Origin of the sequence: Methanosarcina sp. 1.H.T.1A.1 (genome assembly GCF_000979295.1) — an archaeon.
GTDB lineage: Archaea > Halobacteriota > Methanosarcinia > Methanosarcinales > Methanosarcinaceae > Methanosarcina.
Map to the genome: position 1 here is coordinate 42,374 of NZ_JJQY01000120.1, position 12,662 is coordinate 55,035.

The 12,662-nt window shown below is 43.9% G+C and carries 11 protein-coding genes and 1 pseudogene; 5 read left to right on the forward strand and 7 right to left on the reverse strand.

Annotated features, from left to right (window positions below; translation table 11 throughout):
- Positions 1-68 precede the first annotated feature (68 nt).
- A complete protein-coding gene (locus tag EO95_RS12365) occupies positions 69-791 on the reverse strand; it encodes an AIM24 family protein (protein WP_048135020.1) in 723 nt (240 codons plus the stop codon).
- A gap of 212 nt (positions 792-1,003) precedes the next feature.
- On the opposite strand from EO95_RS12365, the gene EO95_RS12370 reads away from it, so the two are divergent.
- Complete coding sequence (locus EO95_RS12370; RefSeq protein WP_048135022.1) at positions 1,004-1,366, forward strand: Mth938-like domain-containing protein; 363 nt, start codon at positions 1,004-1,006, stop codon at positions 1,364-1,366.
- Positions 1,367-1,496: 130 nt separating this feature from the next.
- Here the strand turns inward: EO95_RS12370 and EO95_RS12375 are convergent, their stop codons facing one another.
- Positions 1,497-2,396, reverse strand: coding sequence for a mechanosensitive ion channel family protein (locus EO95_RS12375; protein WP_048135024.1), 900 nt, complete (start codon positions 2,394-2,396; stop codon positions 1,497-1,499).
- 219 nt (positions 2,397-2,615) lie between these two features.
- Between EO95_RS12375 and EO95_RS12380 the strand changes: the two genes are divergently transcribed.
- A complete protein-coding gene (locus tag EO95_RS12380; protein WP_048135027.1) occupies positions 2,616-3,893 on the forward strand; it encodes a hypothetical protein in 1,278 nt (425 codons plus the stop codon).
- 11 nt (positions 3,894-3,904) lie between these two features.
- Here EO95_RS12380 and EO95_RS17685 read toward each other — a convergent pair whose 3' ends face one another.
- Complete coding sequence (locus EO95_RS17685) at positions 3,905-4,108, reverse strand: hypothetical protein (RefSeq protein ID WP_156161354.1); 204 nt, start codon at positions 4,106-4,108, stop codon at positions 3,905-3,907.
- Positions 4,109-5,052: 944 nt separating this feature from the next.
- Between EO95_RS17685 and EO95_RS12390 the strand changes: the two genes are divergently transcribed.
- From EO95_RS12390 to EO95_RS12395, 3 genes are all read left to right on the forward strand, one after another.
- Entirely contained in the window at positions 5,053-7,395 is a 2,343-nt protein-coding gene (locus EO95_RS12390; RefSeq protein ID WP_048135031.1) for a DUF3160 domain-containing protein, read from the forward strand.
- Between the two features lie 209 nt (positions 7,396-7,604).
- The gene (locus EO95_RS18065; RefSeq protein ID WP_200895046.1) at positions 7,605-7,757 is read left to right on the forward strand and encodes a hypothetical protein; all 153 of its coding nucleotides are present in this window, start codon (positions 7,605-7,607) and stop codon (positions 7,755-7,757) included.
- A gap of 35 nt (positions 7,758-7,792) precedes the next feature.
- Entirely contained in the window at positions 7,793-8,278 is a 486-nt protein-coding gene (locus EO95_RS12395) for a hypothetical protein (RefSeq protein ID WP_048135033.1), read from the forward strand.
- A gap of 537 nt (positions 8,279-8,815) precedes the next feature.
- On the opposite strand, the gene EO95_RS12405 is transcribed toward EO95_RS12395, so the two are convergent.
- The 4 genes and pseudogenes from EO95_RS12405 to EO95_RS12420 all read right to left on the reverse strand — a co-directional run.
- Positions 8,816-10,036 carry a homocitrate synthase family protein gene (locus tag EO95_RS12405; RefSeq protein WP_048135036.1) on the reverse strand — a complete coding sequence of 407 codons (1,221 nt, stop codon included), beginning with the start codon at positions 10,034-10,036 and terminating at the stop codon, positions 8,816-8,818.
- A 408-nt stretch (positions 10,037-10,444) separates the two neighbouring features.
- A complete protein-coding gene (locus tag EO95_RS12410) occupies positions 10,445-11,272 on the reverse strand; it encodes an NAD(+)/NADH kinase (RefSeq protein WP_048135038.1) in 828 nt (275 codons plus the stop codon).
- Between the two features lies 1 nt (position 11,273).
- Entirely contained in the window at positions 11,274-12,077 is an 804-nt protein-coding gene (locus EO95_RS12415) for a bifunctional fructose-bisphosphatase/inositol-phosphate phosphatase (protein ID WP_048135040.1), read from the reverse strand.
- Between the two features lie 178 nt (positions 12,078-12,255).
- Positions 12,256-12,662: pseudogene (locus tag EO95_RS12420) on the reverse strand (hypothetical protein); the annotation flags it as partial.

A 12,662-nucleotide genomic window follows, 5' to 3' on the forward strand; every position in this document is an offset into this window, starting at 1 on the left:
AAAAGAAGAAAAGGCACAATTTTTTCCTTGCCCTTTCTTATTTTCCGGAGTAAAGGACCTGGTTTGGGTTAAGTGTAAATTACGTTTGAAACTCTTTTTTCGGTCTGCGCCTGGAAATATACCTCTTCATAAGGCTGGACCACTACAAATCCTTCTCCTCTGAAAACCATCTGGACGGATTCTCCGCTGCTTTTTCCAATGAGAGTTTTCAGGGAGATATCGGTTTTTATTTCCGGCTCAAGGTTTCCTGACCAGGCAACTGTGACGCTGGGGGAAGTGAAGACCGGACGTTCTTTAGTTACCCTGAAGGTCAGAGGGTCATGGTGGGTGGTGATGGCAACTATGCCGGTTCCTTCAAGTTTTACGTTGTAAACCTCATTGTCCATTACTCCTGAGAGCTTTCTCATCATCTTGATATCCCAGTTGATAGAGTTTTCAATAGCCAGGATGTCGTTACAGTTTACGAAGATAGAGTCGTTTTCAAGTTTCAGAACCGAGACCTTCTTCCCTTTGTCCGCAAGGTAGAGTTTTCCCCGTCCTTCTGCTTTTATGAGGCTGATACCTTCTCCTGCAAGGGATATTTTCACGAGCTTTCCAAGCCCGTGTTCAAGGCCCCCTTCCCGCATAAACCTTATATCCCCTGTGTATGCGACCATGGAGCCCATTTTTGTCCATACCATGCCGTTGAGGTTTACCTCTAGCAGGTGTTCTCGTTCCAGTTCAAAAACTCCCTGCCCAGGGGCTCTTTCTCCTGTGCTTTTGATAAAATCTTCTAACGAATGGCGTCCCATCGTTTTTTCACCTCTGGTCATATTTGTATTTTTATTATAGTGTCACTGTTTAATATTTTCTAATAAATATAAATAAGTATTCCTGTATTCCTTTCAACTAAACTGATGTGAGTTTATGTATTTGGAGCAAACTTCCTGTTATTTATATGAAGCGTGCTAAACAATTGTAAAATATAAAATCTCGTTTTCAGTTTTAATTTCAGGAGGTAGCCATGAAACCAAAGATTGATTCCACAAGTTTTGGTTCGATTACTGTAGAAGGAGAGACTTTTGATTACGATATTCTCATCCGCCTCGACGGCAGGGTTGAAAACCGGGAGAAAATGCTTTCAAAAGAAAAGTACGGGACTTCTCATAAAATATCTCTTGAAGAAGCAGAGCATATTTATGAGGAAGGGACAGAAAAAATCATCATAGGGACCGGGCAGACAGGTTTTGTGAAACTTTCGGAGGAAGCGGAAGACTTTTTCACGGGAAAAAAATGTGGAATAGAGCTTTTCCCGACTCCCTGGGCAGTTGAACGCTGGAATGAAATCGAAGGCAGAGTCTCTGCAGTGTTCCATATAACCTGCTGAGAAACAAAGACAGACAATTGACAGGCAATTTTAAGAAATAAGGCAGAGCTGTCTGGATTTTTGCTGAAGCAGCCCTGCCTTACGGTAAACTCCTGTAACTGCATTTTTTCTGCATTTTATCCGGTTATATTTACTCAAATGCTTTTATTCCAATGCTTTTTGCTTGAATTTCCTTTATTTCCTTTTTTATTTCTTTTACATGTACATCCATCTGAGGGAAGGGGATTTCAATTCCTTCTCTTCTGTAAGCCTCAAAGATCCCGGCAGTCAGATTATTCTTTACAGCCGCAAAGTCCCCGGTTTTTGTCCAGGCCCTTAGCTGCAAATTTACGGAAGAATTAGCAAGTTCGGTAGTGACCACTGCCGGTTCAGGGTCCGGGAGTACAAGAGGGTGCCCTTTCATAAGGTCGAGAGCTATCTTGATAGCTATTTCAATGTCTGAAGAATAGCTTATGCCCACATCCACGGAAGCCCGTCTTGTAGGCATGCGGGTCATATTGACAATGGAACTTCCCCAGACAAGCTTATTCGGGATTGTTATAAGCTGGTTGTCAGGGGTCAGGAGTTCTGTTGACATAATCCCGACTGCTTTTACTTTTCCCGTCTGTCCGTTTACTATTACCATCTCTCCCATGTCAATAGGCCTGATTGCCGCAACCCATACTCCGGCTGATAAGTTCGTAAGGGTATCCTGCATCCCCAGGCCCAGAACCAGGCCTATTATCGCAGAAAGCCCGACTACAAAACTATCCACATCAAAGCTCAGGCTCTTCAAAAAGGCCAGGATAACTATCACATACAGGAGGATGCTCAGAAAATGTGCCAGAAACTGAGTCGTAAGGTCAGGTAGTTTTGTTTTCTGTATTCCTTTCCTGAAAATATAAACAAGAAATTTTACTGAAATAAATCCTCCAATCAGCACTATTATTGCGAAAATCAGCCTGGATACTGTTATATCAGTATACGGAATCATCTGTTCTATTATTCCATTGCTTATTCCATCAATTCCATTGCTTATTCCATCACCCATTTTTTATTTCCCTCGCTTTTTAACACATATAGGGATTTAAGAAATATACCCCAAATAACTGCGTCAAATAATTAACTTTACCAAATTATTTATCCTATTAAATTATTAATTATTTTAAGTATTAAACCCTAACGAGTTCTAAACCGTATAAAATTATTAATCTATAGATTTATTGGCTGCATATATTTATTAAACTCATCAAATTCAGGAAGGCCTAAATTGAAGTGGATCAAAAAGCTCTTCGGAAAACAAGAAAGCTCTCACGAGAAAATTATTTCCAGTGAAGTTAGTTTTGATGAACTGCCCGTATTGCTGGAAGAGAGTTCTCAAAAAATATCTTCTGAAATAGAAAAGGATGTCTCGGGCCTTTTCAGAAAGCTTGAAGTTGCGATTTCTGAGCTTAAAGAAAGCAATTCCAGACTTCTGGAAGCAAAAGTTGAGGGAGATTTTGACATAAGGGCTGTAAAACGAGCAAAGAGCAACCGGGAAAATGTAACAAAACAGGTCGGAGTCTTCATAGATAAATTAGGAATTCTGGAGAATACGGATTTCAGGGCTCTTAAAGGGTTTCATGAAGCAGCTGTGCAGAATCTGGACACCTGCCTTGAACATATGAACCAGAGTTTCCGATACACCAGGGCTGTCTTTCCTCAGGAGTCAAAAGACGTTACTGAAAGCCTTGGCAGGTTGGGTCAGGTTCTTAATGAGCTAAGGGAAACGATTCGGGGACATAAAAGGGAAATGGAAGCTATTGAAGCAGCTTCTACAGGCATGAAAGATATTCAGGAATTATCTGCCTCAATGGAGGCTGAAAACCTGGAAATCGAATCTAAAAAACGGAAAATCCAGACTTTAAAAGATGAAATTGCCAGAACCGGTCAGGCTCTCGAAGATTTCAAACAGGGAGAAGCCTGGCAAAATCTGCAGAGCCTTCAGGGAGAATTAGATATTGCCAGAGACAGGCTCAAAAAAGCCGAAACAGGCCTGAACTCCCTTGTCATTCCTTTTTCAGGCAACCTCTCAAAGATAAAAAAACTCCATGAAAGCAGCAGGTATACTTTAAAGCCAGAGGTAAAGCAGCAGCTTGATATCTGCCTTGAAGCTCCTGTAAACCTTGACCCTTCTTTTTTCCCGGAGCTTCAGAAGGTTTTTGAGGATCCTGCCCTTGACATACAAACTCAGAAAAAAGAGAAAACCCTGGCACAGGTCAGATCTGCAAGTTCGGGCTTTGAAGAGAAGAAAAAAGAATATATTGCAGCCCAAAAAGCGTTTGAAGCAAAAAAAGCCGAACTCGCAAGCTCAGATACCGGAAAACTTGCCGGCCTTGAACACAAGGAGGCAGAACTGCTGGCAAGAACCCGCATGCTTGAAGAAGAAGTTGAAATTTCCGAAAAGAAATTGACTGTTTTAAAGGAAGAACTTAAAAGTAAAGAAAAAGAGCTTCAGTCCAGTGTGACCGTAATTGACAGCAGCGTAAAAATTCAATTCCTGCCCTGAGATTCAAGAATTTATAATATTACCAGGAGAACCTGAATTTTAGAGGGGATTTTTAGAGAAATCCCCCTTACCTGAGTAATACCTTCCCTTGACCACAAATTACTTTTCCAATCTAATTTTCTATCTCTTCTAGTTTTTGCTTTTTTCCTGTCGCTTTTACTTCTGGCTTTCCTCTTCTCTACTTTTTTGCAGGAAAGACCACTATTCTGCGTCAAGCGTGACAAGACGGTTCGGTAGAGCGAATACGGTTGTATGGATCAGAGATATTTGTAATTCAGTCCTCTTGAGAGAAGCTCACTGCAATAAACTATAAATTAGTCTGCTTGAGCGAGCGAAGCGAGTGAAACGGACCGCGTACTGTTGCGATTACATCGCAACTCCCAGGAAATCTTCGATTTCCTGTGATCCCGAGGCGCAATTCGGGCGAGGCGCAAATAGGAATGTGCAACTCGGCAAACAAACTTTTAACCTGACCAAACTGGAGGCTTTAATCCAGATTGTATGCTTTGAACCTCCGCACACTTGCATAAAATTTTGTTAACTTCCACTCAGTTATTATTCTATTTTTGGCAGGAAAATAGTCAACTTTATTCTCTAACAATGGCTCAACTTTTTTCTCACTGAATCCAAAAATATTCACCCTTATTTTTTTGAAGCTGGTTTTCCATAGAGACTTCAATAAACCAGGTTTGTTCTCTTATTCAGATTCATAAGCCTGTTTTCTTCAAAACATAACTTCAAAATGGTTTGAAGTTTTATAAAGAATTAAATGCTTTGCGGAAAAATAAATAACTAAAGAGAAACAATTAGTTATAGGGAATCAGGGTATATTTTAATGACTTATGTAAATAATTTAAAAATTTTAAAACTCAAAATGGGATGTAAAGGGGATAAAAAAGTTTGAACAGAAAATTCCAAATTCTGCTGTTAATAGGGGTTTTGCTACTTGTTGCGGGTACACTTCTTAATATAACCAGAGATCCGCTTCTCTTGAGCTCAGGAGCTGTGGCTGCACTATTCATGATTCTACTTTTCAGAATAGACCCTCTGAGCCCTAACGAATAACAGGGAAAGAGGGGTTTTATCTTTTTTACATACAAAAAACTTAATAATTTTACGTTAAACTTATTTTTTACTGGTTTTGCCTGAGGTATAGAGAATGGATCTTAGAATCAAATTCGTATCAATCTTCCTGATGCTTTTGCTTTTCGTTTTTTTTGCTGGCTGCTCCGGCCAGGAGACAGAGCAGGACACGCCCGGCTACGCCGCAGATGTACTCAAAACAGAGGCTGTAACTTATTCGGGGCTTCTGGGCCAGGGTGCCTCCCTGCCGATAAATTATAATCTGGAAGCCCTCGATGTCGAGTTAAAAGCGCCTTCTTATGAGTTGCCCCTGGAAAGAAATAAAATCTCCAACTATGGAAACTTTTCAGGCAGAATCCCTCTGAACGAATCCGCTCTTAAAATGCTGGAAAGTAATGGTTTTGTGGTAATAGAAAACCCTTACAACCCCGCAGAAGAGGACATAACTTCAATGTACATTACCCTCAAAGAAGAGGAAATACCTGTTTTTATTACTACGGACTCCCTTCTGCACCTCTACCACATCCAGTTTGATGAGACCCTGCGCCAGATAGAGGAAAAGGAGTTTTACGATACTCTCTGGGAGACTGACCTTGCCCTGCTAAACGCCTCGGTAGAAGAATATAACAGTGCTTCTAACGGTGCTTCAGGAGAGGAAAAGGAAGCCGCAAGAAGAAACACAGCCTACTTTGCGGTTGCTTTGAGCCTGCTCCAGCCGAAGCCTGAGCAGATACAGGCAGCAGAAGACCCTTACGGCTTTGTTGATGAGGCTCTTTTCCCGGCAGGTTCGGCAGAAAAATATCAGTTTGAGGTCCCGTCGTTTGTAAAAGAAGAGGTCGAAGCCGAACTCGTTTTGATAGAAGCTCACGGAGGTTTTGCCCCCTCTCCGATTTTCCTGTACAAAGAAGACTATTCCCAGTACGTGCCAAGAGGCCACTATACCCGCTCCGAGAAGCTGCAAAACTATTTCAGAGCCTTTATGTGGCACGGCAGGATGAGCATGCTCCTGAAGGATGAACTGATTAAATCCGAAGACCCTGCAAAAGATGCCCGCATCCAGACCATCCAGGCAAGCCTGATTTCTTCTCAGCTCGAAAACGAGCCTGAGCTTCTCAAAAACTGGGATCGGATCTACGGGGTTACGGCTTTTTATGTGGGCTTTTCCGATGACCTGGGGCCTTACGAATATATGGAGGCTATGGACTCGGTTTTTGGCAATGAGGAGAGGGAATTTAACGAAACAGCGGTAGAGGAGTTAAAGACTGTACTTGCCGAAAATCAGGGCCCGAAGATCTACGGAGGCACAGGAAACTGTGTCCTGGAGCCGCCCTTCACCCCGGAGCAGGCTGACGAATGCCTTGAAAATACCACAGGCTTCCGTTTCATGGGGCAGCGCTTCATCCCGGACTCTTACATGTTCTCAAACCTGGTCGGAGCCTATACAGGCGAATATCAGGGAGAGAGGGAAGAGCCCTTCACTTTCGTAATTTCAGGATCCGGAAGGCCTATCCGCGGCTTCCCGCGCGGGCTTGATGCAATGGCTCTCCTTGGTTCGGAAAGGGCGGTTTACTGGCTCGACGAACTGAATGATTCCAGCTACGAAAATTACAGTGTCCGGTACGGGGAACTGGACTCGGAGTTTTCGAACTTCAGCGCAGCCGAGTGGAACAGGAACCTCTACTGGTCCTGGCTCTATTCCCTCCAGCCTCTCCTGAAGGACTATGGGGAAGGATACCCGACCTTCATGCAGACCGATGCCTGGAAGGACAAGGAACTGAGTACCTCGCTGGCTTCCTGGGCCGAACTCAGGCACGACACTATCCTCTATGCCAAGCAAAGTTATACAATACTTGAGGGGTCCGCAATGCCGATGCCTCCAGAAGAAAAACCGTTTGTAGGCTATGTAGAGCCAGTCCCTGACTTTTACGCCAGGCTGCTTGCCTTAACGAAGATGACAAACCAGGGACTGAATGAAATGGGTGTGCTTGATCCTGTTTCAAAAGTAAGGCTTACCGAGCTTGAGAGCATCCTTTCCAGGCTTCAGGCAATTTCGGAAAAGGAACTCGAAAACGAGGAACTGACAGCAGAAGACTACGAGTTCATCAAGAATTTCGGGGACCAGCTTGAAGGAGTCGTAGCTGAAGTTGACGATAAAGCCAGAAAAACAACAGTTGTGGCTGATGTCCATACCGACGGGAACACGGGAGCTGTACTGGAAGAAGGAGTGGGATACGTGGATATGGTCGTAGTGGCATATAAGCTTCCGGATGGCAGAATCCTTGTAGGAGCCGGACCCGTTATGAGCTATTATGAATTCAAACAGCCAATGTCCGACCGCCTGACCGATGAAAAATGGAGAGAAATGCTGGAGGCAAACCCGCCGGAAAGGCCGGAGTGGAGCTCCACCTACATTTCTTAATTTTTTTATTTTTCAAAGTCAAAAAGATCGATATTGCCTGAAAAATTTCTTGAGGGCATAAGCAAGGACTGATTTGCATGGACTCGTTTACTGCGGTCAGAAATTGCCCGGAGATAGACATAGAAAGATATTAATTGTATAAGTATGAGTAATAATATGTGGGTTATATCATTATAGTAAGCCCCTTGATAAAACAATGAGGTAATAATATGTGTAGTGTTGGAGATTCGTTTGATATCGATATGGAAGGGAAATTGCCGTTTAAACAGTATGCATGCAAGGACTGTGGGAATAAATTCAAAGGTATTGGCAAGAATGTGAAGTGTCCTTCCTGCCAGTCTGCAAATGTAGCAGAGTCCTGATTATCAACTGGATTTTTTAGATACTTATTTTTAACATGGAAAAACCGACTTCTTCTAAAGACATTTCACTGAAGGAAAGTGAAATGCTTCTCCTGCGCGGCACGGCAGGAATAGTGGCTATTGTGAAAGCAGGTCCGCATGGGCAGTACTTTCTGGAAACTGAAAACGAAGAAATTGTACTCGGACTGGAACCTCATGACCTGATTGTTGCTTCTGCGTTTTCGGTGGATGAGAAAACTGAAAAAGGTCTTAAATGCGTTCTCTTCATGATTCGGGAAATCAGGTCCCCATTAATAGTTCTTCCAAAGAAACATCCTGCATCACCAAGGCTTCCAATCGTAGTTTCGGCTGGTAAAAAGACCGTGCTGAACTGCAATATCACACCTGGCACGCACCCGAATCAGGACGTGCTCTGCGGTTCAAATGAATTTGATAGCTTGGAGGTAACGGGAACACTGGAGGGCGTGCAAATTAAAAATATGCCACAGTGTGAGGTATTAAAAGTTAACTTTGATATCTGACCAACCCATTTCTTTAATCCAATTATCCCTAATTCTAATATCAGATGTCAGCTTCCGTTTTTTAGTACTCTCTGATTGATTTGTGTATATATTGATAAATATACTCCAGAGCCCGAGACAGAATTTTTCAGTTTCTCTTCGCGTTGCAGTGGTCTGGAGCCGGCCTGTCAGGTTAAGACAAAAACAATATTAAGCCAACCGCAGGTCGGGATCCTGGATAACATTTATAAACAGATCACGATCTGAAATGATACTTTTTCTTAACCCCGAACCTGTATTTAAATCCAGGTAAAAATAAGCTCCTCCGCCAGCTTGTCTGGCGGCCCTTCTCAAAAGGAAGAAAAGAGTAGAAGTAAGAAAGAAGAAGTTTGAAAATACAGTAAAAAGCAAATTTAGATTACTACTTGCCTTTTCTCTTCTTCATATTGTTTTTAAGTCTGCTGTCCTGCATCGAGTGTGACAAAAACGACACAGTACAGCGAAAAGGTTGTACGGGTTAGAAAGATCTGTAATACACTTCATATAGAGTAATACACTTCAGATCGAAATCTTCTCTTCCCCTTCAGGTTTACTTGTTTTCTGTTCCTGCCTGACCTGACTGATTAGCTTTTCAAGCTGCTCCCGCGAGATGCTTTTACGCTTTTCTTCGGTGCAGACCTTAACTTTTTCGATCAGGGCACAGAGTTCGTCCCGTTCGAGGCAGAAACCGATGCTATTGAGGATTCCTTTCAAGGCTTTTGTGCCCGTGTGCTTTCCTACAACAAGGTTACGCTTTCCGCCAACCATCTCAGGGAGGAAGAGTTCGTAGGTCCTCGGCTCTTCAAGGATTGCAGCGACGTGGATTCCGGATTCGTGGGTAAAGGCATTATGTCCGACAACGGCTTTGTTTACCGAGGGTGTAATGCCTGAGTATTCCGAGACCATTCTGGAAAGTGCAGTCAGCTTTGTTGTATCATAGCGGTCGATCCCGTACTGTACTCTGAGAGCTACCATCACTTCTTCAAGGGAGGCGTTTCCTGCCCGTTCTCCTATTGCATTGACTGTTGTATGGAGCTGCTTTGCTCCGGCTTCGGCGGCTACAAGGGTGTTAGCGGTAGCCATTCCGAGATCATCGTGGCAGTGGATGCAGATTGAAGTGTTTACGGACTTAAAGATCTCACTCACAAGGTAGTGGGTTGTGATCGGGTTCAGGATGCCAATGGTATCTGCGAGGCTTACATACTGCACTTTGTACTCGCTTTCAACTTCCTTGAAAGCCTGCTTGAGACGGTCAACCGGAGTACGGCTTGCATCTTCGGCTGCAAAACGCACTTTTAAACCGTGGTCAGTTGCATATTCAATGGCTTCCTTGGCACAGCCGAGCATTTCCTCAAAACTCCTGTGGTATTTGTATTTGAGGTGCATGTCGGACATTGCAATGAAAATGCTCACGATATCGACGTCACATTCAAGGGCAGCGTCAACATCCCCTTTTACTGCTCTTGAGAGACAGCAGATCCTTGAATTAAAGCCCTGGCTTGCAATTTCCTTTACGATTTCCTTTTCGTATGCGGAAACTACCGGAAATCCGGCTTCTATAACCTCAATACCCATGGAATCAAGCTCATTCGCCATTGCCAGCTTCTGTTCTTTCGTGAACACAACGCCAGGGGTCTGTTCCCCATCGCGCAGAGTCACGTCGCAGATTTCGATATCAAGGGGGCGATATTCGACGAAGTCCATAAGTGTATTTCTGGAGTACTGCTCGCTCTCTGACATGGTTATTGTTTCCCGTGATTTTTATCATTTTGAGGAATTTATGATTATTTTTAATGATATTTGTATCAACTGCCCTGAAAAATAATTCAAAGGCCTGGATAAGAAAGTACGAGGCTAAAACGCCATTAAAAGTCAAAAAATCTAATATTTAGTAGAATTAAGCATTAGCTTTACCTACACATGTATAAATGTTTTCCTTGGAGGAAAAGAGTTTCCGAGACCAACGTTCCCATATTCGGGGTAAAAAAGACGCTTTCAGTTCTTTAACCTGAGAGCTGAAAGTGTCAGGGAATAAATTTCAGGGAATATCAGATGTAAAACCCGGATTTTAAGGAAAAAGGTTCTAAAAAAATTGTGGCCATAAGACAAATTAAAGTTAATGAGAAGTCAAACCTGAAAGAAGGCTTTTCAGGAAAGTTTCCGCTGAACCCTCTCGTAAAAGCAGGTATCTGAAATCCTTACAAAACGCGCAGGGAATTTTGATTTCTTCAGTTTGACAACATCATCAGCCCTGATCCTGTAAGACTTCTGCCCGTCAATTGCAATTACAGCCTCTTTTTTAGGGTCTGACAATTTTACTGTAATCTCGCTGTCCGAAGGGATAACCCAGGGTCTTGACGATAGCTTGAAAGGAGCAACAGGGACTACCACGATTGCATTTACCCTCGGGTTTACGATAGGGCCTCCGGCGCTCATTGCATAGGCTGTTGAGCCTGTGGGGGTTGCAAAAACCACACCATCCGCGCGAATATCATCAAGCCGGCAGTCATTAATGTGGACTTCAAACTGAATAATCTTTGCGGGTTTTGCAGACATTACAGCGACCTCGTTAGTGGCTGTTTCAAGCATCTCCCCATTAAGGAAAACGTCTACCCGCATCCTTTCGAGATACGAAAAACCATAGAGAACTTCCTCTATGGCCTCAATTGCATCTTCAGGCTCCACATCTACAAGGAAACCGAGAGTGCCCATATTAATTCCCATTATGGGAAGAGGGTCTTTCATTTTGGCAATGTTCCGCAGGACTGTCCCATCGCCTCCCACAGTTATGATAAGTTCGACTCCCTCGTCCCTCATTCTTTCGACAGGAGTCCCCTCAATTCTCAGGACATCGGCTGTGGCAGTGGAAACATAGATCTGCACCTTCGACTGGAAGTTCGAGATAATATTCCTTACCATCTCAAGTACTTCAGGACTATCACAGCGCGATGCGAGCCCTATTTTTTTAATTGCCAAATTATCCCTCTGCGAGTAAGCTTAAAAGTTTTTTATGTACGTGTCCGTTGGACGCGACCATCTCCACTCTGGCAGTAACATTATCAGGAAGTCTTAAAGTCTTTCCGTATCCGTCCGTAACAAGCCCACCGGCTTCTTCAAGGATAAGCTGACCTGCTGCCACATCTGTTACACGCAGAGCCTTTCGGACATCCACAAAGGCATCAAGCCTGCCTGAGGCTACATAACACAGTTCAAGCGCCACGCTCCCGAACAACCTCACGCGACGGACATTGCTGTATATCTTTCTGGTCCTTTCCACGTTTTGCCTGTAGCCGTATACACTGACACAGAGTTTATTCAGGTCCGAATTCGCGGAGGGTTTGATTTTATTCCCATTCAGATATGCGCCCTTTCCGGCTTCTGCATAATACTCTTCCTTGAGGGCAAGGTTGCTCACATACCCGAACCTGAGGTCTAAGAGGTCGTGAGAGGCAAAAGCTATTGAAACGCTGTAGAAAGGAATTCCTGCAGAAGCATTATATGTCCCGTCGAGGGGGTCAAGCACAACAGAAAACTCAGGAGACTTCCCGATTACAAGTTCACCAAGTTCTTCACTGAGTATCCTCATGGACCTGCCGTCCGCCTTAAACACCTCGATAATGGCATCCTCTGCTGCAAGATCTATACCGGTAGTCGGCGTCCCGTCAGCTCCCATACATACGAAGCTGCTTGCCGAATCAGTGCCCACAAGGTCACAGGTTGCATCGTATGCAGCCTTGAAAGCCTCCCGGCACAATTTTAAAAAGTTTGAATCTGAAGTCATTAAGGGTCGGATCCTTCTTATCTCAGGGTTCCAGGTTCCACATACCAGGTTTTCGGGTACCTGGAACTGAGGTTTCGTAAATCAGGACTCAGGAAATTCGTCAGAAATTTCATTAGAATTTTCGTCAGAAAGTGTATCAGATACCCTGAGTCCCGGAAATCAAGAGCCTCGGGAAGGCTCAGAGCCCAAGGGCTTTATTTGTTTTCTGGATTGATTTTGCGCCGTCGCTCTCAAGCTCCATCATTGCGCGGATAGCATCCACGTTTTCAGGGACCACAATGGATTCCTGATGGATAGCCTGGAAGAAGTAGAGTTCCCCTTCGTGCATGGTGACGGAATCAGTCCAGACGCAGTTTTCCCACATATCGTTTCTGGGGCGCTTTATGTCCCTGGCAACTTCCATGATTTCAGCCGTGGAAGATATGCCCTGCCCTACGAAACGGATTCGTGACTGGGAACCAAGCACTTTCCTGATGTCTTCGGCAGTGCACTCGTTCTTAAGCTCCATGTTCACGGTGTGCAGGTGCTGTCTCTTATACACATCTCCGAGCCCACGAGACGGACTCCTATCTCGTATGCCGTCTT